The sequence below is a fragment of the Azospirillum sp. VT-I1 genome (assembly GCF_055698305.1).
In genome coordinates this window covers 395860-418192 of sequence record NZ_CP168805.1, presented here as the reverse complement: position 1 = coordinate 418192, position 22333 = coordinate 395860, and the positions used below count along the sequence as shown (strand labels likewise).

General features: G+C 65.2%; 20 protein-coding genes. 10 read left to right on the top strand and 10 right to left on the bottom strand.

Annotation, left to right across the window (positions count from 1 at the left end):
* Positions 1 to 10 precede the first annotated feature (10 nt).
* Positions 11 to 781, top strand: coding sequence for a hypothetical protein (locus AB8P05_RS27610; protein ID WP_472761279.1), 771 nt, complete (start codon positions 11 to 13; stop codon positions 779 to 781).
* Between the two features lie 107 nt (positions 782 to 888).
* On the opposite strand, the gene AB8P05_RS27605 is transcribed toward AB8P05_RS27610, so the two are convergent.
* Positions 889 to 1620 (bottom strand): hypothetical protein, encoded by a 732-nt coding sequence (locus AB8P05_RS27605; RefSeq protein WP_472761278.1) that lies wholly within the window; start codon positions 1618 to 1620, stop codon positions 889 to 891.
* A 1325-nt stretch (positions 1621 to 2945) separates the two neighbouring features.
* Between AB8P05_RS27605 and AB8P05_RS27600 the strand changes: the two genes are divergently transcribed.
* Together AB8P05_RS27600 and AB8P05_RS27595 are read left to right on the top strand one after the other, a co-directional pair.
* On the top strand, positions 2946 to 3188 hold the full coding sequence (locus tag AB8P05_RS27600; protein WP_472761277.1) for a DUF4160 domain-containing protein: 243 nt from the start codon (positions 2946 to 2948) through the stop codon (positions 3186 to 3188).
* A gap of 14 nt (positions 3189 to 3202) precedes the next feature.
* On the top strand, positions 3203 to 3721 hold the full coding sequence (locus AB8P05_RS27595; RefSeq protein WP_472761276.1) for a DUF2442 domain-containing protein: 519 nt from the start codon (positions 3203 to 3205) through the stop codon (positions 3719 to 3721).
* A gap of 72 nt (positions 3722 to 3793) precedes the next feature.
* Here AB8P05_RS27595 and AB8P05_RS27590 read toward each other — a convergent pair whose 3' ends face one another.
* The 3 genes from AB8P05_RS27590 to AB8P05_RS27580 all read right to left on the bottom strand — a co-directional run bounded on the left by AB8P05_RS27590 (position 3794) and on the right by AB8P05_RS27580 (position 7155).
* Positions 3794 to 4201, bottom strand: coding sequence for a type II toxin-antitoxin system HicB family antitoxin (locus AB8P05_RS27590; RefSeq protein WP_472761275.1), 408 nt, complete (start codon positions 4199 to 4201; stop codon positions 3794 to 3796).
* 15 nt (positions 4202 to 4216) lie between these two features.
* Entirely contained in the window at positions 4217 to 5689 is a 1473-nt protein-coding gene (locus tag AB8P05_RS27585; RefSeq protein WP_472761274.1) for a replication initiation protein, read from the bottom strand.
* Between the two features lie 713 nt (positions 5690 to 6402).
* Positions 6403 to 7155, bottom strand: coding sequence for a TSUP family transporter (locus tag AB8P05_RS27580; RefSeq protein WP_472761273.1), 753 nt, complete (start codon positions 7153 to 7155; stop codon positions 6403 to 6405).
* Between the two features lie 118 nt (positions 7156 to 7273).
* On the opposite strand from AB8P05_RS27580, the gene AB8P05_RS27575 reads away from it, so the two are divergent.
* From AB8P05_RS27575 to AB8P05_RS27565, 3 genes are all read left to right on the top strand, one after another.
* Entirely contained in the window at positions 7274 to 8164 is an 891-nt protein-coding gene (locus AB8P05_RS27575) for a LysR substrate-binding domain-containing protein (RefSeq protein ID WP_472761272.1), read from the top strand.
* 119 nt (positions 8165 to 8283) lie between these two features.
* Positions 8284 to 9498: an MFS transporter gene (locus AB8P05_RS27570; protein ID WP_472761271.1), complete on the top strand. Its 1215-nt coding sequence runs from the start codon at positions 8284 to 8286 to the stop codon at positions 9496 to 9498.
* A gap of 27 nt (positions 9499 to 9525) precedes the next feature.
* A complete protein-coding gene (locus AB8P05_RS27565; protein ID WP_472761270.1) occupies positions 9526 to 10479 on the top strand; it encodes an aldo/keto reductase in 954 nt (317 codons plus the stop codon).
* A 57-nt stretch (positions 10480 to 10536) separates the two neighbouring features.
* Here AB8P05_RS27565 and AB8P05_RS27560 read toward each other — a convergent pair whose 3' ends face one another.
* Both AB8P05_RS27560 and AB8P05_RS27555 read right to left on the bottom strand, forming a co-directional pair.
* Complete coding sequence (locus AB8P05_RS27560) at positions 10537 to 10731, bottom strand: hypothetical protein (RefSeq protein ID WP_472761269.1); 195 nt, start codon at positions 10729 to 10731, stop codon at positions 10537 to 10539.
* A 310-nt stretch (positions 10732 to 11041) separates the two neighbouring features.
* A complete protein-coding gene (locus AB8P05_RS27555; protein WP_472761268.1) occupies positions 11042 to 13321 on the bottom strand; it encodes a carbohydrate-binding domain-containing protein in 2280 nt (759 codons plus the stop codon).
* A gap of 486 nt (positions 13322 to 13807) precedes the next feature.
* Here AB8P05_RS27555 and AB8P05_RS27550 point away from each other — a divergent pair, with 486 nt between their 5' ends.
* Together AB8P05_RS27550 and AB8P05_RS27545 are read left to right on the top strand one after the other, a co-directional pair.
* A complete protein-coding gene (locus AB8P05_RS27550; RefSeq protein ID WP_014189365.1) occupies positions 13808 to 14215 on the top strand; it encodes an acyl-CoA thioesterase in 408 nt (135 codons plus the stop codon).
* 207 nt (positions 14216 to 14422) lie between these two features.
* The gene (locus AB8P05_RS27545) at positions 14423 to 14848 is read left to right on the top strand and encodes an Lrp/AsnC family transcriptional regulator (RefSeq protein WP_472761267.1); all 426 of its coding nucleotides are present in this window, start codon (positions 14423 to 14425) and stop codon (positions 14846 to 14848) included.
* Between the two features lie 59 nt (positions 14849 to 14907).
* On the opposite strand, the gene pyk is transcribed toward AB8P05_RS27545, so the two are convergent.
* From pyk to AB8P05_RS27530, 3 genes are all read right to left on the bottom strand, one after another.
* Positions 14908 to 16332: a pyruvate kinase gene (pyk, locus tag AB8P05_RS27540; protein WP_472761266.1), complete on the bottom strand. Its 1425-nt coding sequence runs from the start codon at positions 16330 to 16332 to the stop codon at positions 14908 to 14910.
* Positions 16333 to 16766: 434 nt separating this feature from the next.
* Positions 16767 to 17630: a hypothetical protein gene (locus tag AB8P05_RS27535; protein ID WP_472761265.1), complete on the bottom strand. Its 864-nt coding sequence runs from the start codon at positions 17628 to 17630 to the stop codon at positions 16767 to 16769.
* 91 nt (positions 17631 to 17721) lie between these two features.
* Positions 17722 to 18855, bottom strand: a complete 1134-nt coding sequence (locus tag AB8P05_RS27530; RefSeq protein WP_472761264.1) for a hypothetical protein — start codon at positions 18853 to 18855, stop codon at positions 17722 to 17724.
* Between the two features lie 294 nt (positions 18856 to 19149).
* Between AB8P05_RS27530 and AB8P05_RS27525 the strand changes: the two genes are divergently transcribed.
* A complete protein-coding gene (locus tag AB8P05_RS27525) occupies positions 19150 to 20139 on the top strand; it encodes a hypothetical protein (protein WP_472761263.1) in 990 nt (329 codons plus the stop codon).
* A gap of 157 nt (positions 20140 to 20296) precedes the next feature.
* On the opposite strand, the gene AB8P05_RS27520 is transcribed toward AB8P05_RS27525, so the two are convergent.
* On the bottom strand, positions 20297 to 21214 hold the full coding sequence (locus AB8P05_RS27520) for a MurR/RpiR family transcriptional regulator (RefSeq protein ID WP_472761262.1): 918 nt from the start codon (positions 21212 to 21214) through the stop codon (positions 20297 to 20299).
* Positions 21215 to 21424: 210 nt separating this feature from the next.
* On the opposite strand from AB8P05_RS27520, the gene AB8P05_RS27515 reads away from it, so the two are divergent.
* Positions 21425 to 22219: a transporter substrate-binding domain-containing protein gene (locus AB8P05_RS27515; RefSeq protein ID WP_472761261.1), complete on the top strand. Its 795-nt coding sequence runs from the start codon at positions 21425 to 21427 to the stop codon at positions 22217 to 22219.
* Positions 22220 to 22333 lie beyond the last annotated feature (114 nt).

The window sequence follows — 22333 nt, the reverse complement described above, 5'->3', positions numbered from 1 at the left end:
GATTCACGCCATGCTTGCCTTCATCCGCAACCTTATGGGTGTCAAGACCGACCAGGCCGTCCAGGGCGCCATGGAGGCGCTGGTGCGCTGGGATCCGAAGTCCGCGACCGAGGCGGAGCTGCGGACCATGGAGCAGCATCTGGACGGGCTGGGCCGGCAGGTGGCGGAAGCCCGCGCCATCTATGACCGCGAGCAGCGCGAGGCCGACGAGATCAAGGCCCTGTCGACCCAGCGCATGGCGGCGGCCGAGCATCTGCAGCGCCAGATCGACGCCGAGACCGACCCCGCCCGCAAGGCCGGCCTGGAAAAGAGCCTGGAGACCATCGTCGCCATGCTGGAGGAGATGGCCCCGGAGATCGACCGCGAGGTCCGCGACGCGGTGGAGGCCCGCGAGTTCCTGGAGATGCTGGAAAAGAACTATGCCGAGGCCGGCGCCAAGCTGAAGGCCGCCCGCGCCGAGCTGACCCGCGCCCAGCGCGATATGGGCCGCGCCGACCAGCAGCGCGCCATGGCCGAGCGTCAGGCCGAAGCCGCCCGCCAGGCCGCCGGCCTTGCCGGCGCCACCAGCGGCCTGTCGGTCGCGCTGAAGGCGATGCAGGACACGGCCGCCAAGGATCTGGCCGCCGCCGAGGCGGCGAACGCCAAGGCCAAGCTGCTGCGCCCGTCGGCCCCCGAGAAGGAAGACCCCAACATCGCCGCAGCACTGGCCGCCGCGTCGGGCAAGGCCACCGCCAGCAGCCTGTCGGACCGTCTGGCGGCGCTGAAGGCCAAGCAGGGCTGACGATCAGGGGGGATCGGTGGGGAAACTCCGCCGATCCTTACCTCCTGGGGGATGGAACAGCATGGAACGTTTTCCGGCTGCTGTTCCATTCCGTCCTCAAGGCCCCCTCACAGGCGACCGAAGGCGGCCTTTCCGCCCTGCCGTTCCAGCGCGGAGCCGAGGTTGGGATAGGGGTCGTCGGGATTGAAGGTCCAGGGATAGACGCCTTTCGGTCCCTCCGATTCCGGACGGGCGAGGATGGCGGCGATGGCTTCCGGTTCTGGCGGCCTGCGCTCGCGCAAGGCGCCGGGGATGTCGTCGTCCAGTTCGGGGACGATGACGGCGGAAGCGTCCGCGAACGGGGGCGGCTGGGGGGTCGCGGAGTCCGCCGGCTGCCGGGGTTCCGATTGCCGGGTTTCCGATTGCCGGGCCGGCCGCTCGACCGGCCGCTGGACCGGCTCGTCTCCGAGTCCGTCGAGAAAGCCGAGCCGGTCGGCCAGCCAGCGCACGGTCGACGGATCGCCGGAGGAGACCAGCCGTTCGATCTGCTCGACGACCAGGATGCGCAGCGAGGAGAGGCGCAAATCGGCCTCCCGCTTCAGGGCCTGCCGTTCCCACCAGACCCTGTGACGGAAATCCCTGGATCCGTAATAGGCCCGCCACAGGGTGGTGCGGCTGCATCCCATGGCGCGGGCGACATAGAGGAAGCTGCTGCCGCGCGCCAGCATGCCGGCGGCCATGATCCATTGTTCTTCATGAAATTGCGAACCGGGAACCAGAGAGCCGTCGGCGGGCACCGGCGGTTCTTCGGCCCAGAGGGGGAAATGGTCGTCGGCGAGGGTACGGCTGTCGAGGGGCATGGCCTGGCTCCGCAGGATGGTTGGACGGATACGGAGAGGGTATAGGATGATTGTCCTTTCCTGGGGGATTTTATGCAAAATCCGCTGCCTGCGATGCGTTGGGTCGTTGCGCTGGGGCTGGTCACTGCGCGCAGCTGGTTAAACTCCTAGCTTTCCATGACGTCCAGCCTGTTCGGGTTGTATTGGGAGTAAGTCCCTGTTCCATTACGCCTTCGCGTGCCGGTGGAAGCTATGCGAAATCCTGACAGGGCGGCTACCCAACATCTTGTGTCGAGTGCCCTGGATTGCGGCCAGATGCCGGTTGTACCCGGCTCCAATCGCCGCGGTGATTCTGAAACGACGACGGCCGGATCCCTTGCGGGATCCGGCCGTTCGCCGCATAGTGATCGTGCTGGCGATCAGGTGTGTCACCACCCGATCGCCAGAGTGATCATCAGCCGCGCAGCGCGCGGATGATGACCAGGATGCCTCCGATCAGGCGGACCCAGAGCGTCCAGATTTCCAGACGCTCGCGGTCCAAGATCGGCAGGCGGGAGGTGCTCTTCATAGGAGTGCCTTTCAGTAATTAACGATGCGCTTCATGGAGGCCGTGGGGGTTGGCCCTAACCTTCCCCCCACGGTCCCATGCGGTGCATGCCCTCATCATTGCGCGGTCGCCAGCCATCTGACAAGATGATAGTGAAGGGAAGGCGTAATATTTTGCGCCGATTACCTCGGGTAGACGTAATGGATTTTCCTATTTCCTATGAAACCTATTGTCCGCCGACGGTTCAGCGGTTTCATTCCGGCGCCAGTCGGCGCACAGTTCCTATGATTTCCTATGTTTGTCTCCGTTATTAACGCGGATAACGTCGATAACAACTGTGTGATTTGCCTATACGTCATTCCGTGGGTTTGCATCATCGTTTTCGGCAAATTTGCCTGTGCGTCGTTGCGGACGTTTGAAAGTCACTTTCAGGAAATTTGCCTGCACCCCGTTCCGTGCGTTTGCATCATCGTTTTCAGGATATTTGCCTATTCGTCTTTGCACGTGCTTGCCAGTCACATTCAGGAAACGTGCCTACACGCCGTTGCACGCGTTTGCAAAACCGCTTTCAAGACATTTGCCTGTTCATCTCTCCACGCGTTTGCATCACTGGCCGCGGCAACCGCTTGGAACGCCCAGTTCCGCGTCGCTCGCTCGGTTGCTTCCCACCTCCCCCGCCAGATCCCCGATCCGCCCACCAACTGGTCACGGTGGCATCTCGTCACGCGATCTCACACAAATTTTGTGTTTCCTGCATCCAATAATTGGGGCAGATTTAGCCGTCACCGATGGGGGCACGATGGGGAAGCTGGCGACAATCGGAAAGGCGACCATCCGGGTCTTCGGCAACGACCACCTTCCCCCGCATTTCCACGTCAAGGGCACCGATTTCGAAGCCCTGGTCTCAATCGAGACCTTCGAAGTCATCGCCGGCGACCTGCCCACCGCCATCCGCAAGGATGTCCAGACCTGGGCCGCCACAAACAAGGACCGGCTGGTGAGCGAATGGAACGCCTGGAACCCCAACATCCCCTTCGCCTGAAAGGAGGCGCGCCCATGATCCCGCCCGTCCTGCCGCAAGGCCCCCGCCCAATCCCGCGGCTCGCCGCGGTGGCGCCGGGCGCGGGCGCCGTCCTGGCGCTGACCTGGGACGACGGCCGCGCCGACCGCGTCGACCTGACCGGCTGGCTGGAGTCCGGACACCCCTATTTCCACCAGCTGCGCGACCCCACCGTCTTCGCCTCCGCCCGCCTGATCGACGCCACCACGGTGGAGTGGAACGGTGACGAGGATCTGGCCATCGACAGCATGCATTTGGCCCTGCTGGCCGAACAGCAACGCCCTTTCGGCCAGCCCGAACTGATCGCTTGGCAGGATCGCCACGACTTGTCCAATCAGGAGGCGGCCGATCTGGTGGGGGTGCACGTCAACACCTGGTCGAACTGGCGCACCGGCGCCACTGCCGTGCCGGCGATGCTCGGCATCGTCTGCCGTGCCTTCAGCCGCGACCCGCTGCTGTTCGCCGCCCGGTACCGCCCCCGCCGGCCCGGCCGTCCACCGGCGGCGGCTGAATAGCAGAGGCTATCGGCGAGCCGGCGTCACGGCTGTCCGCGAATCAATCATCCGCCCCTCACGGAGAGCGAGGGCTTAGCGGTCGCCCGCCTGCTGGGCAATCTCCCGGCGGGCGGCGGCGGCGAGAAAGCCGGCGCGGGATGTGTCGCGGCGCTTGGCCTCGGCGTCGATGGCGGCGAGCAGGGACTCGTCGAACGTCACGTTGACGCGCACGGAGCGGCCGGGCAGTTCGCCGCGCACCAACAGCCGGCCGGCCTCCTCGACCTCGGGATCCGCGGGGAGTTGATCGATGTCGGAGGGCTCCGGGATGTCGGCGCCGTCCTCGATCATGCCGGCGATGTGCAGGGCAAGGCCGGCCTCGGCGTTGGCGGTAACGGCTACCTTGGTTTCACCGAAGGCGATCAGGCCGGGAAGGTCGGGGAAGGTCGCGTGGAGACCTTCGGAGCCTCGCTCCAGAATGATGGGGTAGTAGCGAACGGGCATTGCGGGTCGTTCCTGTCAGGGGAATAGCGAGGCGGAATGCCGACTGAGAGAGGTGCGTGATGAGATCCGATGGAAAAGCCCCCAATCCTTACGTCTCGGGGAGGCCACCTTCGCCGCCTTCGCCTTGCGGGCCGCCACCTCGAAGGCCACGTCCTCGATCATCCCGGCGGTGAGCGAGGACAGGGCCGACTTCAGGCTCGGCCAGTGGTTCATGCGGGCGGTGTCGGCGACGGCGGCGTTCCTGGCCTTCAGGACGAGGCGGCGGCCGCCCTGGGGGGCTTCCTCCACCCGGTCCGGCTCCAGTTCGGCCAGCAGCGGGGCGGGGACCTTGCCCTTCAGGGCGTGCAGGACGGCGGCCCACAGCGCCGTCACGTCGTCGGCGTCAGGCAGCGGGCCGAGATCGGCGAGGCCGGCCTCCACCGGATCGGCGGGGGCGACGGTGTCGACCTTGCCGATGCGGCGGGCGCGGCGGCCGGCGCTGTGGCGTTCGCGCTCCAGGTAGGTCTCGGCCGCCTCCTCCTCGTCCTTGGCGTGAAAATCGAGCGTCACCGCCTCGATCTTGCGGCCTTTCCGCTTCATCTTGTCTTCCGGCATGCTGACGCGGAAGGGGGCGAGCTGGTTCACCTCGGCAATCGCGCGGTCGATGGTGCGGGTGCGCAGGATGCCGAAATCCTTGTAGGCGCCCTCCGGCACATTCATCAGCTTGCGCAGCGTGTCGATGTCCAGTTCCAGCGACGGATAGTCCATCTGGTAGCGCTGCATACCGATCTCGTACAGCTTCAGCGCGTAGGTGCTGGTGACCTTGACCATCGCCGGGCCGGACAGCTTGGCCCAGAGCTGGGACGAGCGCTGGATTTCCAGGAAGGCGTCGGTGAACTGGAAATGGATGTCGGCGGCGTCGCTGTCCTCCTCCTCCTCCGGCCGAACATAGCTGGAGAGGATGCGCAGCTCGGCGCGCGACCGGCGGCCGCGGAAGGGGCCGATGACCACCAGGCTGGAATCGAAGATTTCCTTCAGCGCGTCGAAGATCCGCTCGTTGCCCTTGTGGTTGCCGCGCACCACGCGCTTGGGCAGGCGGTAGAGCTTGTTGGCGAAATTCTGGCTGCCGGCGAGATGGATCATGAAGTTCAGCATCTTCTGCGCCGGCAGCGACAGGCGCGTGCCGTTGGCCGGATAGCTGTAGACCGCCTCCGCCGCCTTGATCAGATGCTTGTAGCCGTCGCGCTCGAAGGTGGCGCTGGCGACACGGGCGGTCAGTCCGGCGACCGGCGCGGCCGATTCCGGCCCAACCGCCGGCAGGGTGGCCGCCGCACCGTCGCCGTCGATCACCGCACCGCCGGCCAGATCCTCCGGCCCCAGCACGACGAGGCCGGGGGCGGCCTTGGCCGAGTCCCTGGCGGATCCGGCCGTGACGGGCGCAGCCGCGTCCGACGGGACGGACTCCTCCGCCACCGCGCCGCGCGCCTTCCTGCGCCCCGTCCCCGCCATCGCCGTCCTCCGCCGAAATCGAGCGAGGCTAAATCAATCCTTACCCGAAAAACAAGTAAGGAAAGGGTCGCGCCGCAGAATCCCGTTCATCCTTACATCCTGGGGGCGGAACCCTTACGCCCCGGGGGGTGTGCGACTCGCCCCCACCCGGTAAGGCTGTTTCCCCCACCCTGTAAGGAAGATTCGATGCGACTCGCGGACTCCCTTGGCTTTTCGCGCCGACGAATCCTCTTAAAAGGGAAAGGGAGAGCCAAGCGCCCGCTAAGTGCCGGATCTGCCGTGGCTTCCGGAGTGCGAATCTCGACCCGACGCCCCTTCCTGCATCCTTACATCGCCCGAATCGGTCCGACTCGAGTCCCGAAACTGCCGGGTGGGGATCCTCTCCATCCTTACTCCCTGGGGGCGTTCGGCCATTTTTGCTGTCCGGGGGTCTGTAGGCAAGCGCCATCCTTACGGCTTGGGGGCACTCAAAGCCGGATCCAGGCCCCCGAAAGGTAAGGATCAGCCGATTCTGCGGATCTTCGGAGTCGTCCCCAGGGACATGTAAGGATTTCCAACGGTTCGGGAGCCCCCAGGATGTAAGGAAGCCCGCCCCCAAGCCGTAAGGATCGGGAAGCGGGCCGGTCGGATTCGGGAGGGCCGGATCCAGCCCCCAGGCGGTAAGGATAGCGAATGGGGTGAAGGCTAAAATTATGATTTGAAATGGCTTTTCGTCAGTGAGCGGCCAGCAGGAACAGCCCCTGCCCCAGATAGACACTGGCGGTGCCCATCACCAGATAGCGGCTCCACAGGCGGAATTGCGCGTCGCTCATGCGGTCCAGCACGCGGCGGGAGAGATTCGTGCCCAGCAGCGCCATGGCGACCGACATCAGGATCACCGTCGATTCCACCGTCCCATCCGCACCACCGGCGACCAGCGGAGCGAAGTAAGCGATCTTCACCAGATGGCCGACCGACTGGATCGCCGCCTTGGTGGCGACCACACTCTGCCGGGTCATGGCGCTGCGGATGAAGAAGACGTCCAGCAGCGGGCCGGAGATGCCGGCGACCAGCTGCACCCCCATGCACAGGAAGCCGCCCAGCACGCCATGCAGCGGCTTCTGGGCGTTCAGGGCCCAGCGCACGGGCACCGCCAGCGCAAGGAAGGGCGTCAGCCCCAGAATCAGCAGCGACACCGCCCGGTCGGGAACGGCGCCGACCAGGGCGAACAGCAGGCCGGCCCCGGATCCGCCCAGCGCGAATCGCAGGATGACCGGCCAGACCACATGGTGCCGCCACAGCCATGCCCGCCAGCCGTTGGATGCGAACTGTGTCACGCCGTGCAGCAGCATGGCCGAGGGCACCGGCAGCAGAATCAGCAGCAGGCCCATCAGCACCATACCGCCGGCCATGCCGAACAGGCCCGACAGAAACGAGGTCACGAGAACGGTAAGGCCAAGCCCCACCATCAGCGGAAGCGTCAGCATGAATCAGCCCAAATGTCGGAGATCAGGCTGAAAATTTCGCACGCGCGCGGTTGCGCGGCAAACGGCATTGTTCGATGCTCAGCCCCAGGAAAAGTTGGGGTCAAGTAAGGATGGACCGATGCGTCGCCTGCCTTCGCTGAACGGCCTGCGCGCCTTCGAGGCGGCGGCCCGCCATGGCAGCTTCACCGCCGCGGCGGCGGAACTGCATGTCTCCCAGGCGGCGATCAGCCGGATGGTCAAGCTGCTGGAGGAGCGGCTGGGCTTCGCCCTGTTCGACCGAAGGGCGAACGCGCTGGTGCTGACCGAACGCGGCCGGGCGCTGCAGCCGGCATTGACGGAGGCGTTCGACGGCATTGCACGACGAGTGGAGCAGGTGTCGGCGATGCGGGCCGGGCCGGTGCTGACGGTGGGCATGGGAGCGACGGTGGCGGTGCGCTGGCTGATCCCGCGCCTGTCCAGCTTCCACCTCGCTCATCCGAAGATCGAGGTGCGGATCGCCACCGGCGGGGCCGGCGCGCCGATGAACGACGATTGGACCTGCGCCGTCCTGCTGGGCGACGGCCAATGGCCGGGCTACGAGGCGGAGCGGCTGTTCTCCTCCAGCCTGCAGCCGGTCTGCGCGCCGCGGCTGGCGGCGGAGTTGCGCAAGCCGGCGGATCTGGCCGCCGCCACCCTGCTGCACGTCTCCCACTGGGCGGAGGACTGGCCGCGCTGGCTCGCCGCCGCCGGGGTGGCGGAGGGGACGTCGAAGGGCCCATCTTCGAAAGGGCTGTCCTTCGGCAGCTATGCCATGACGCTGCAGGCGGCCATCGACGGCGTCGGGGTGGCGCTGGCGCCGCGGCTCTATATCCTGGACGACATCGCCGCCGGGCGCCTCGCCGCGCCCTTCGGGCTGGCGGTGCCGATGGTCCATTCCTGGTATCTGGTCCATCGCGCCTTCCGCCGCGACGATCCCGGGCTGGCGCCTTTCCGCGACTGGCTCTTCGCGCTGTGCGCCGAGATGGAGTGAGTAGGGCGGCGCAGGTCGCCGATGCGCAATTCGCGGATGCGCCGGCTGCGGGTGCCGACATAGGGTGGCCGCTGTTTCCGTTTCGCTCCCCAGCAGTCATGACCCTACAGGACCGCGCGATGCCGCCCACCGCTTCCCCCGGCGCCTCTTCCATGGACGCCGCCCATCCGGCCCTGTCCCGCTCGCTCGTTGTGCTGATGGCGCTGGCCTGCGGGGTGGTGGTCGCCAACATCTATTATGCCCAGCCGCTGGTCGGGCTGATCGGCCCGGCGGTCGGGCTGTCGCCGGAGACCGCCAGCCTCGTCGTCACCCTGACCCAGGTCGGCTATGGCGCCGGGCTGCTGCTGCTGGTGCCGCTGGGCGACCTGCTGGAGAACCGCCGGCTGGTGGTGGTGACGCTGTCCAGCACGGTGGCGGCGCTGCTGGTGGCGGCGGTCGCCCCCACCGCCTCGCTGTTCCTGGCGGCGGCCTTCCTGATCGGCGTCACCTCCGTCGCCGTGCAGATGCTGGTGCCGCTCGCCGCCCACATGGCGCCGGAGGCCTCGCGCGGGCAGGTGGTGGGCAATGTGATGAGCGGCCTGCTGCTGGGCATCCTGCTGGCCCGCCCGGTGTCGAGCCTGATCGCCGACAGTTTCGGCTGGCGGGCGGTGTTCGGCCTGTCGGCGGTTGTGATGGTGGGGTTCGCCGTCCTGCTGTGGCGGGTGCTGCCGCAACGGCGGCCGACGAGCCGGTCGGGCTATGGCGCGCTGATCGGCTCGCTCGGGCGGCTGCTGGTGCGCACGCCGGTGCTGCAGCGGCGGACCGTCTACCAGACCATGATGTTCGCCGCCTTCAGCCTCTATTGGACCGCCGTGCCGCTGCTGCTGGCAGGGGCGCCCTTCCATCTCAGCCAGCGTGGGATTGCGCTGTTCGCCCTGTCGGGGGCGGCGGGCGCCCTGGTGGCGCCCATCGCCGGGCGGATCGCCGACCGCGGCTGGACCCGGCCGGCCACCGGCGTCGCGCTGGCGATGGCGGCGCTGTCCTTCTTCGTGGCGAGAGCGGGAGAGGGCTCCATCGCGCTGCTGGTGCTGGCCGGGCTGCTGCTCGACATGGGCGTGCAGATGAACATGGTGCTGGGGCAGCGCGCCATCTATTCGCTGGGGGCGGAGACTCGCAGCCGGATGAATGCCATCTATATGGCGATCTTCTTCCTGGGCGGGGCGGCGGGATCGGCGCTGGCCGGCTACGCCTTCGCCGTCGGCGGGTGGGAGCCGGTGACCTGGATCGGCTTCGCCTTTCCGGCGCTGGGCCTGCTGTTCTACCTGACCGAATTCCGTGGGCGGCCTGCCGCCTGACCGGCGATCTTCAAAGGAGACGATGCAATGGATCGATGTCAACTTGGGCAAAGCGGCCTGACGGTGTCCCCGCTCTGCTTCGGCGGCAACGTGTTCGGCTGGACCGCCGACGAGGCGACCTCCTTCCGGCTGCTCGACGCCTTCGTCGATGCCGGCTTCAACTTCGTCGACACCGCCGACGTCTATTCGGCCTGGGCGCCCGGCAACACGGGCGGCGAGTCCGAGACCATCATCGGCAACTGGATGAAGAGCCGCGGCAACCGCGACCGCATCGTGCTGGCGACCAAGGTCGGGTCGGAGATGGGGCCGGGCAAGAAGGGGCTGTCCCCCGCCTGGATCCGCACGGCGGTGGAGGATTCGCTGCGCCGGCTGCAGACCGACCGCATCGACCTCTACCAGTCCCACTGGGACGATCCCGCGACCCCGTTCGAGGACACGCTGGGCGCCTACAAGGAGCTGATCGACCAGGGCAAGGTCCGCGCCATCGGCGCCTCCAACCTGACGGCATCCCGCCTGCGCGAGGCGCTGGAGGTCAGCGCCCGCACCGGCCTGCCCCGCTACGAGACCCTGCAGCCGGAATACAACCTCTACAGCCGCGAGGGCTACGAGGCGGAGCTGGAGGGGATTTGCCGGGAGAACGGGCTGGGCGTCATCAACTACTATTCGCTGGCCGCCGGTTTCCTGACCGGCAAATACCGGTCGGCCGGGGATGCCGGCAAGAGCGCCCGCGGCAACGGCGTGGTGTCGAAGTACCTGAACGACCGCGGCCGGGCCATCCTGGCGGCGCTGGACGAGGTCGCCGGCCGCCATGGGGCGACGCCGTCGCAGGTGGCGATTGCCTGGCTGATCGCGCGTCCCGGCCTGACCGCGCCCATCGCGAGCGCGACGAAGCCCGAACAGATGGGCGACCTGATCGCCGCGGCGAAACTGCGCCTGGATGCCGAGGACATCGGACGGCTGGACCGCGCAAGCGCGTGGTAGCGCGGGCCGGCCGGGCGGGGCCGGGCGCGGAGCGAAAATTCCCGTGGGGGGAGACCGTCAGCGGCGGACGACGCTGACCGAATGGCTTTTGGGAGCGGAGCGGCCGGTGCGGGCGGCGATGGCGGCGCCCTGCACGGGGCGCTGGTTGCGGCGCTGCTGCGCCATCTCCACCTCGCGGCGGAAATTCGGGCCGAGCGCCTCGTAGGCGGCCTTCAGATCCGGGTCCTGCATCCAGAATTCACGACGTTCCATGGTTTCCTCTTGAATTGGCCGAACCTCGGCGGAGCGCCGAGCAAGCCTGCGGCATGCCGACCGTGTCGAAGACGGTTCGGTGACGAGACATCCGATGTGTTTCACAGGACGGCTCCCGTTTCCCTTACTTCAAGGTGGGTGCGGCATGACGAAGTGACAGGTTGGGGTGCGGAGTCTTGACTTCAAGATCCCTCCGGCTTCAGGCCGGGTGACTTTTCAAGAGCTTTAACGTCCTGCCTACCCCAAGGTTCCGGCCGGATCCGTCCCCCCGCCGCCGGTTCTAGGACCCGCGGCGGGGAAGAGGAGAGGATCAGCCCAGCAGGCCGATATCGCCGTAGGCGATGTGGTCGAAGCCCAGCCCATAGACCGGCGAGTTCGCCGACAGGGTGAAATCGTCCGCGCCCGGATTGACGAAGCCCGGATTCAGGATCACCGAGCCCTTGTCGTAGCCGGCGGCATGCCACTCCGCCAGATTGCCCTTGCCGCCGCCGGCCATCACCTGCGGCCAGACGTCGAACAGATCCTTGGACGCATCCAGGTTGCTGTAGAAGTTGTCGTGGATGTTGCCGACCCCGGCCGGGCCGTAGATGTGGACGGCCATGCCCTCGTTGACGTCCACGACGTTGCCGGAAATGTCGTTGCCGCTCATCTCCTTGCCCTTCCAGCCGCCCCAGGCGACCGGCTGCTGCAGGCCGATCTGGGCGCCGCTGTTGCCGGCGATCACGTTCTCGGTGACCGTGTTGTTCCAGCCGCCATGCAGGAACACGCCGCCGATGTTGTCGTGGACGACGTTGCCCTTCACCGTGGCGCCGCTGGTCCAGTCGTCGAGATAGATGCCCCAGCTCGCCACGTCGCCCGACGGGTTGGTCGCGGTGGTGCCGGACACGTCGTTGTTGACGATGCTGTGGCTGGTCAGGTCCTGCTGGCGGTTGATCAGGTAGATGCCGCCGCCGTCGTTCGATTCCAGGTTGGCGTTGATGACCTTGTTGAAGGCGATGGTCGCGCGGTAGGTCGCGTCGCTGCCGTCCGTCTGCACCGAGCCGACGGCGATGGCCTTCTCCGGCGAGTTTTCGATCTGGTTGTGGGTGATCTTGACGTCGGAGCTGCCGTTGACCCAGATGCCGGCGTCGCCGCGGTCGGCGGCGTTCGGGTTCCTGATCAGGTTGTCGGAGACCAGGGTGGCGTTGGAGCCGGCCTTGACGAAGATCGCCTCGGCGCCGGTGCGGTCGAACTGGTTGCCGACGACCTTGCTGTTGGCGCTGTTCTGCACCGTGATGCCATAGCCGCCGCCGGTGACGGTGTTGTTGGCGAACGTCAGGCCGGCGGCGTTGTCGGCGTAGACATAGTGGCCGCTCGCCACGCCGTCGGTGAAGGTCAGCCCTTCGATGGTCACGTTCTTGGCGCCGCCGAGCCCGAACGATACGGAGGCCTGGGCACTGCCGTGGATCACCGCCTTCTCATTGCCGTAGCCGGAGAAGGTCACGCCGGAATCCTTGGAGTCCAGCCAGACGACATTCTGCAGGTAATAGTCGCCGCCGCGCACATAGGTGGTGTCGATGTTGGGATCGGCGCGCATCGCGGCCTGTGCTTTCGCCAGGCTGGCGAAGGGGCCGTCGGTGCCGGCGGCATTCGGAGCGGCCAGCTTGCCCGACCAGCTGTCGTTGCCGTTCTTCGCCACGTAGAAGCCGGGTTCTGTCGGCGACGGCACCGTGGGGGTGGGCGTCGGGGTCGGCGTGGGAGTCGGCGTGGGCGTCGGCGTGGGCGTCGGGTTGGTGGTCGTGCCCGGGAAGTCGGAGGCCGGGGCGTTCACCACCAGCGTGCCGTTCCACCACATCCCCTTCTGGCCGGCGATCACGTCCTTGCCGTCCAGCGCGCCCCTGTCATAGGTGACGGCGCTGCCGGTCGGGGCATAGCTGTGGCCGTTGATGGAGATGCTGTTGACGAACAGGCTGCGGTCCTGACCGTTGACCATCGCATCGTTGTCGTACTGGATCTGCACCTTGTGCGCCACGCGGTCGGCGGCGTCGGTGGTGAAGGTGAAATCCCTGGCGGTGGTGCCGGCGGTGCCCTCGCCGATCTGCTTGCCGTCGACCAGCACCTTGAAATGGGCGTTCACGCCGCCGGCCGGGGTGCCGGATGCGTTCACCACGATGGTGTCCTTGGCCCCGGTGCCTGCGGCAGGGGTGGAGGCCGGAGCGGCGGGGAAATAGCTCTTGTCGGCATTGACGACCAGCGTGCCGTTCCACCACATGTTCGACTGGCCGGCGACGACGTCCTTGCCGTCGAGCGCGCCCTTGTCGTAGCTGACGATGCCGGCGGTCGGGGCGATCGTCTTGCCGCCGATGCTGATGCTGTTGACGGTCAGGCTGCGGTCCTGGCCGTTGATGACGGCGTCGTTGTCGTACTTGATCTGCACCTTGTGCGCGACGTCGCTGGTCAGCACGGGCGTGAAGACGAAATCCTTCGCCGTCGTGCCCACGGTGCCCTCGCCCACTTTCTGGCCGTCGACCAGCAGGGTGAAATGGGCGTTCACGCCGGCGGCGGCCTTGCCCTGGGCGTTCACGACGATCTTGGAAGCGGATGTGGCCATCGGTTCGGTGTCCTCGCCTGATGTGCCCGATGGCTCCTTGCGGACCTGTCGGGCCTGATGTCCGTTTTGGGCCTGAACCCGGATGTGCGCGGAGGATGGCGAGGAAGCGCGGGATCTTTGTGTGATGTTTGCCCTAAAAACCGCGGTATCAGGGACAAATTTCGGGCGGAGGGAGCAGCCGCCGAATTCCGTCATCGCAGCGATTGCACTGCAGCATTTCCGCAACAGCGAACGGAGCGATTATTGCGGCTTTCCCTTATTCCTGCAGGAAGCCGTTGAACGAAAGGTACTTTTCCCGGATTGTTTGGGATAGACACAACTGTTTGCCGCCGGAAGAGACGCGGCTACCGCAACGGCCCGGCCACCCCATATGTCCGGAGCCTGTGCGGAACAAGGATTGATCGAGAGATGCACGAGTACCGCGAGCGGTCGCGCCGCCCAGACGAGAACCCCGGCCCCCGGCCTCTGCCGCCGGGCTGCTTCCGGATGCAGCGGCCCATTCGCTTTTCCCACTGCGACCCCGCCGGGATCGTCTATTTCCCGGTCTATTTCGACATGTTCAACGGGACGGTGGAGGACTGGTTCACCCAGGGCCTGGACATCGATTACGCAACGATGATCCTGCAGCGGCGGCTGGGGCTGCCGATCGTGCATGCCGAATGCGATTTCGTGATTCCCAGCCGCATGGGCGACACCCTGACGCTGGGCGTCCTGCTGGAGCGGCTCGGCCGCAGCTCCGTCAAGCTGCGCATCAACGGCGAGCATGAGGGGCAGGTCCGGCTGTCGGGCAGCCTGACGCTGGTCACCACCTCGCTTGACGATTTCGCCGCGGTGCCGATCCCCGACGACATCCGCGCGGCGATGGAGCGCTATCAGGCGGGCTGCGAGGGGTAAGGGGGGCGGTTGCAGTTAACTCCCTCTCCCGCCCCGGGAGAGGGAAGGGGCCCGTCGCGAAGCGATGGGAAGGGTGAGGGGGAGGCACGAAGCCATGCGCTTCGGGTTCCTTGCCCTACCCCTCACCCTCCCCACTTCGTGGGTCCCCTCCCTCTCCCGGGGCGGGAGAGGGCTTTACAAGCGCCCTGCCCCCTGTGACGGACTTCCATGGACGACATCGACCGCCGGCTGATCGACCTGTTGACGGTGAACGCCCGCACCAGCACGGCGGCGCTGGGCCGGGCGCTGGGGCTGTCGCGGTCCACCGTGCAGGACCGCATCGCCCGGCTGGAGCGGCAGGGGGTGATCGCCGGCTATACCGTGAAGCTGGGCGATCCGGCGCCGCGGCGCGGCGTGTCGGCCCTGGTGATGATCAGCGTGAACGCCAAGCTGGCCGACCGCGCCGTGCATGCCCTGCGCAAGATGCCGGAGGTGATCCGGCTGCACAGCATCAGCGGCCAGTACGACCTGTGCGCCACCGTCGGCACCGAAACCCATGACGCGATGGACGCGGCGCTCGACGCCATCGGCCGGCTGCCGGGGGTCGAGCGGACGATGTCGTCCATCGTGCTGTCGACCAAGATGGACCGGTAGAAGGGAGCGGAGCGGCGGCGAGGCCACCGCTCCGCTTCGTCCTCAGGGCCTGTTCGTCCTCAGGGCTTGGCGTCCATCTGGATGACGCGCAGGTTGTTGGTGGTGCCGGCCTGGGCGAAGGGGATGCCGGCGACGACCACCATGGTGCCGGTCCTGCCGGCGAACTCCTCCGCCCGCGCGGTGGCGATGGCGCGGTCGACCATCTCTTCGTAGGTGCGGATGTCGTCGGACAGCACGCTGTGCGCACCCCACAGCAGGCAGAGGCGGCGCGACACCGCGGTGTCCGGGGTGATCGCCAGGATCGGCACCTCCGGCCGCTTGCGGGCGATGCGCGCCGCGGTGGTGCCGCTGGAGGTGAAGGCGACGATGGCCGAGGAGCGCAGGGTGTCGGCCAGATCGGCGGCGGCGGCGGCCACCGCGTGGGGCGGGCTGTGCTCCTCGCCCGGATGGGTCGCCTGGATCAGCGAATGGTAGAGCTTGTGCTGCTCGGTGGAGCGGATGATGCGGTCCATCATCGTCACCGCTTCGACCGGATACTGGCCCGACGCCGATTCGGCCGACAGCATCACCGCGTCGGCGCCGTCATAGATGGCGGTCGCCACGTCCGACGCCTCCGCCCGCGTCGGGGTGGGGGCGGAGACCATGGAATCGAGCATCTGCGTGGCGACGATCACCGGCTTCACCGCCAGACGGCAGGCGCGCACCAGCTCCTTCTGGCGGCCGGGGACGTCCTCGTGCGGGATTTCGACGCCGAGGTCGCCGCGCGCCACCATCACCGCATCGGACAGGCGGATGATGTCGTCGATCCGCTCCAGCGCCTGCGGCTTCTCGATCTTGGCCATGATGCCGGCGCGGTCGCCGATCAGGCTGCGGCCCTCGATGATGTCGCCCGGCTTCTGCACGAAGGACATGGCGACCCAATCGACCCCCAGCTCCAGCCCGAAGGCGAGGTCGGCGCGGTCCTTGGATGTGAGGGGCGACAGGTCCAGGATGGTGCCCGGCAGGTTGACGCCCTTGCGGTTGGAGATGGTGCCGCCGACGATCACCTGGGCCTCGATCCAGTCGTCGCCCAGTTCGGTCACCTGCACGCGGACGCGGCCGTCGTCGATCAGCAGGTGGTGGCCCGGCATGATGGCGGCGAAGATCTCCGGGTGCGGCAGCGGGATGGCGCGCTTGTCGCCGTCGCTGCCCTGCAGGACGAAGCGGATCGATTCGCCGGCGGTGACGGCGATCTTGCCGTCGCGGATGGTGCCGACGCGGATCTTCGGCCCCTGCAGGTCCTGCAGGATGCCGATGGGGCGGCCGACCTCCGCCTCCAGCTCGCGGATGGCGCGGTGGACCTTGGCGTGGTCGTCGTGGGTGCCGTGGCTGAAATTCAGCCGGAAGGTGTCGACACCGGCCAGGAACAGGGTCTTCAGCATCTCGGGCGAATTGCTGGCCGGTCCAACGGTGGCGACGATCTTGGCGCGGCGATGACGGCGCATATGGTTCCGGCCGCGGGGGCCGTCCTCTTTGGCTGGGCCGTCCGGTGCGCCGGCACAAGCGGCTGCCACCTTGGGAGGACGGCGGGGTGACTGGTCAGCAAGGAAACAGCCGGGGCGGGCAACCGTTCGGGTGGCGCCTGACGACCGTTCGCGTGCCATACCAAGGTGTCGCCATCACAGCCGGAAAGCAAGGCGGCTCGGCAGGGGGCGGCGGATGAAACAGGGTGAAACACCGGGCGGCATGGTGTTCCATCGTCAGCTGCGCCTACAGGCGGCGAGAGAAGGCGCCGGCACCGTGGCCGGTCGTCAGTCAAGCCACCAGAGGACGGTCGAACTCCGCGTGAGCAGAGCATGCCGGTGCCTTGCTGCGGAGATCGGATTCGCTCGACGCGATTCCCGCAACTCGTGCTCGTGCGCCTCATCTGGACCGGAGATCATGGAGCAGCACCCGGAAACTGCTTGAGGATGTCCATCGCCTGGGCGGCCTTCACCCTGACGGTCATCTGGGCGAACACGGCCGCATGCCCATTGTCCGTCCCAAAGGACGCTTGGTCGATGGTCGGATTGAACTTGCGGATGTTTTCGGGAATGGCGGCGGTCAGCGTATCCGGGGAAATCGCCTTGTCGAGCATCTGCTTGGCTTTGTCGTTGAGATTGATGCCGAACACGTCGAGAAGCCACCTGGTGATGAAAGCATATTGCCCTCCAAGCATAACTTCCGGCTTTGCCGGAACCAGCCGCAAACTGGTCGCAGAAATCACGTCGATCTTTGCGGTTTGCCGAATGGTTACCGGTTGCGTCGCCAACTTGTTTTTGATCGGGTTGCCGGGCCAAACGACGACTTTCGGTACCTTGGTCTTGATGCCGAACCCGACGTCTTCGACAACCCACTCCATCTTGCTATTTGGAACCGGATTTTCGCGGCAATCCCAGATATCGACATCTCCCTTGGCGGTCAGAACAATCGAATTGCCCTCGGCAGCCATCGTCTTGCCCCAGATGCGCGCGACCATGTTGTCACCCGCGAAACGCGCGCAGTTGTCTTTCGGCAAAGGAATCGTGTCGATGATCGCACCAAATTTGCTCTGTAGGTCTTCCAGGCTGATCTTCACCTTTGCTTGAATCGTCAGCCCGTCCGGTGTGTTCTGGAAGAAGAGGACGCCGGATGCCGGGAAGATGACCGGAATGCCCTGCACGGTATGCGGGACGTTGAACGGGCCGATGGGAAAGCCGCCCTGCTCGGCTCGGGCGACGTCGGTTCCGACGGCAATCGCCAACGCAAGAGCGAACCCAAGCATCCTATTCTTTATCATGATGGCTTCCTGTTGCTCTTCATATTGCTGAAGTGTTACCGGCTACTTAGGACGGCTGACGATACACTCGGAATTATCAACCCGGCTTTTGCGGCCCCAACGCAATGATGAACCGGTCAAGCAGGGAAAACAGAAGCTCGATGCTGAAACCGGCGATGAATGCGACGGCGAAGGGGGTGGTCGAGAGCTTGCTTGCATCCGGAGTCAGCGTGAACCACCCAATTGCAAGCCCCGAAATTCCGCCGAGGCCAATTCGAAGAATCAAGGCCGCAGTCGATGCTTGACGCCATGCATCAACATAATTGTCCCCCAGAAAAGATCTCATCAGGAACACAGAGGCTCCCAACAATCCGTAAAGCATTGGCAAAATAGAGCTGCCAAGTATGGAGATTTTTTCTTGTAGAGTTCGGCGAATCTGGAGAGTGGATTGATAAAAGGCACTCGCATTTTCCATCGCATCGGATGAATCAGGTGGGCTGGGTGTCGGTTTCTCAACAACCGCCGGAATAATTGGAGAAGCGGGACTGTCTGGATTTGCCTGTGATGCCATGGCAACCGATTGGCTTTTAGGGAAATTATCCGAATTAAATCGGAAAAATTCCTCAGCCTTTTTTAATGGGGAGATGAGCGACCCAAACACAGAACCATCATAGTTTTTCAGGTGGTACGATGCGATTGGGAGCTCGACAAGCAACGATGCCTCTAATTCCTTGTACTTTCTTGAAGGATTTTTGTCGGCTTCAATGGATCGGTCAGTCGCTTTTCCATTCACAATTTTCTTCATGTATGTATCGTATTCTTCAAATGATTTGAATATATCCGTTTTGAAGAAATTGTCTAAATAATCATATGAATTCCTCATCTGATTGAATGTCGATGTCAAAGTTATAACTGTCACTAGTATGTAGATTGTAAATGTTATAATAAAGAAAGCACCTATTTTTCCGATAAACACTGTCCTTCCAGGTTGCTTGGATTCGAGAGCCTCGATGGACATCGGCTTCATGGAATGAGAAACCTCGTCGATCGCTGTGAGCAACCTGTTCTCGATATCAATGCTCCAGGTACTGCGTGAAAGCGCATCATTGGCCGCAGTGATGGCATCCAGCAGCTTTGTTTGTCTCAGAAGCCCATGCGTGGCTGCGTAAGCCGAAATCAAACGGGCGTCGTTGAGTAGGTGGTTTGGTGAAGGAGGCATGATCTTCTCCACTCATAACTATACCACCGAACGATCTTTCCTGTGATAATTGGTGTCTGTCAATCTTCATCAGCCAATGAGAGCAAGAAGATGCGGCATATCACCTTTGGAGGGAGGATCCCAAAAAAAGATAGTGTGTATGCTCTGGCGTGTAGGGTTGTGGGTAGACCTCGCACATCCCTCTATTCCACATCGGATCGTCAGCATGCCGACTACCGCTTTCCCGCAATTTCGTCCTTCCCCGTGAATGACCGCAGGGTGACCGGCGGTTCGATTGACAACCCGCCCAGGAACCGAGAGAGGATCATGCCCAAGCCTGCCCGTCGCGACGTTGTGCAGTATGCCCTTCTCCACCTGCCGGTCGAACATGTGCTGAACCGTGTCGAACAGGGGCGGAAGTCGGCGACGACCTGGTGCGTCGCCACGATTGTCTTCGGTGGGCTGCTCTGGTTATGGTTGCGAGCTCCCAGTTTCAATCTGCTGCCGGCTGCAATCCGCGCCGTGCTGTCGATCATCGGCTTTCTGGGCTACGGGATTTTCGGCTTCGCCAACCCGATGGTGGTCAACGCGGCGGATTACATCAACATCGGTTACGGCATTCTGGCGGGACCGCCGATCATGACGCTGCTCGTCATCGTCTGGTGGCAGCGAGAATGCCGTCTCGCGGATGCCCTGAGTGTGCTTGCGGACCATCCCATGCTCGCCGCCGTACCGACCGCCCGCATAAGGCGTCAATCGCGGGTGACCATCGGTTACCTGCTCGCCGCCGTGGCATTGCTCGGATCGACGGCCACGGCAACCCTGCGATTTTTCGACCTGCGTGCCCCCGAAAGCCAGTTCCTATGTGTCAATGAGGCGCGTTCAGCGGTCTGCAAACATGACAGCCACTGGGCTCTGCCTTGGCCGGGGGCCGACGAAAACCGGCTTGGATGGTTTCGGCCGCACATCGCCGACTGGTGCATCAAACCGGTGCAGGGGCTGCCCGGCTTCCAGGCGGTGCTGCCAGGATCGGAATTCACCCAGAAAGCCGCCGAGCTTGGCCGGTACAAGTGCGTGGATGGCAAAGAAAGTCCTGAAATTGAAGGTGGATATTCTAAAGCGGAAGCTGTGAGTCTTCTCGATATAATAAAAAAGTCAGAGAATATTAAGGATTTTCTCGCGCATTTCCTCAGGGAGGATCCTTACAAAAATTTCCCATATGTCTACCCAATTGTTAATATTATAGTTTTTGCCGCTTCATTCTCTGGTCAGGTGTTTCTTCTGTTTCTTATCTTCAGGAGGAGAAGCCGGGTTTAGGATGATGGATGCGCCGCATCGATACCGTCCCCGGTGACCGCGAGACCACAGGACTTGCTTGTCTTGGATGTTCGGATGCGTAGACGAGCGGTGTGACGGCGTGGTGACGCACGTGCGGCGTTCGACCGGTTCCGATACTGCCGGGGGCTCCTCTCCCTCACAGCTCCCCCAGCCGCTCGTGCAAATCCTCGATGGCGCCGATGCGGGCGCGGCCGGCCTCGCCGGTCAGGGGGATCAGTTCGGCGGCGAGCGCGTGGATCACCGCCATCGCCGCGACATGGGTGTCCAGTGCGGCGAGGCTGCGCGTCTCGCAACGGAAGGTCAGCGGCGGCGGCGGGGCCTCCAGGGCGGAGTGGCTGTCGGCGATCAGGATGGTGGGGATACCGCGCTCCCGCAAGGCGCGCAGCAGCCGGACGATGGCGGGCGGGCGGCGGCGGATGCCGACCAGGAACAGCAGATCGTCCGGGCCGAGGTCGGCCAGCGTTTCCGCCATCGTCTCGCCGGCCGCGACCATCTGATGCACCTCTGCCCGCACCTGGATGAACTGCCAGCGGGCATAGCCGGCCAGGAAGGCGCTGTTGCGGGCGCCGCAGACCCAGATCCGCCGCGCGTCGGCAAGCGCCCGCGCCGCCTGCGCCAGCATCGCCGGGTCGGTCTGGCGGGCGGTGGCGGCGAGTGCCTCCGCGCTGCGCCGGAAATGCGCATCCAGCGGCGCCGGATCGCCGTCGGAGGGTGGGGCCGATGCCGGCGCCGGGCCGCCGGGGGGCAGCAGGAACAGCGGCGAGCCCCAGTCGCCGCCGCGCCGGGCGGCAAGCCGCGCCTCCTCGAAGCCGGCATAGCCGAGCCGGCGGACCAGCCGCGACACCGTCATCTTCGACACGCCCGCCCGTCCCGCCAGCTCGGTCGCCGAATAGCCCGACAGCTCGCCCGGACAGGCGAGGATCACGTCGGCGAGCTGCCGCTCCAGCGGGCTGAGGTCGCCGTAGCGGTCGCGGATGCGGGCGGTCAGCGACGGCTCGGTGGCGGCAGCGGTGGCGGCAGTGGCGGCGGCTGTGGACTGGCTTGCCTGTTTCATGGGCTGAACGCCTCGCAAAGTCAGTATGTGCGGAAAAAATGAGCAGGGGGTCTGCAACCTGAGCGACGTTACGATTGTAACGGAAACCGCCGGAGGCGGTATAACCGTAACATTGCCGCCCTTTGGCCCACACCCGAATTCGTATGGCGAAAGTGGCACATGGTTTGAAATGGGAAGTCCCATCGTCCTTCGGTTTGGAGATCAGGTGCCATGCGGTTCGCGAAGATTCTGGGTGCTCTCGGCCTTGCCACGGCGGTTCTGGCCGGCGGTCTCGCCCCGACCCATGCAAAAGCCGACGCGCTGGAGCGCATCGCCAAGGAAAAGGTGCTGCGCGTCGCCGTCCCGCAGGACTTCCCGCCCTTCGGTTCGGTCGGCACCGACCTGAAGCCGGTCGGCTACGACATCGACACCGCCACCCTGATCGCCAAGGAGATGGGCGCCAAGGTGGAGCTGGTGCCGGTGACCAGCACCAACCGCATCCCCTACCTGACCACCGGCAAGGTCGATCTGGTGATCTCCAGCCTGGGCAAGAATGCGGAGCGCGAGAAGGTCATCGACTTCTCCACCGCCTACGCCCCCTTCTACAACGGCATCTTCGGCCCCGACGACATCAAGGCCGAGAAGCCGGAGGATCTGGAAGGCAAGACCGTCGGCGTCACCCGCGGCTCGGTCGAGGACATCGAGCTGTCGAAGATCGTCACCGACAAGGTCACCGTCCGCCGTTACGAGGACAACAACGGCACCATCTCCGCCTTCCTGTCGGGTCAGGTGCAGCTGGTCGCCACCGGCAACGTGGTGGCCGCCGCCATCTTCGAGCGCAACCCGCCGCGCCAGCCGATCCTGAAATTCCTGATCAAGAACTCCCCCTGCTTCGTCGGGCTGAACAAGAACGAGGGGCCGCTGCTGGAGAAGGTCAACGCCATCATCGCCAAGGCGAAGGACGACGGCTCGCTGAACGACATCGCCAAGAAGTGGCTGCACGCGCCGCTGCCGAAGGATCTGTGAGGTAGTTCGCCCTCTCCCGCCCCGGGAGAGGGAGGGGACCCGCCGAAGGCGGGGAGGGTGAGGGGCGATCCGGACATGGATCCCCTTATCCTTGGATTACCCCTCACCCTTCCC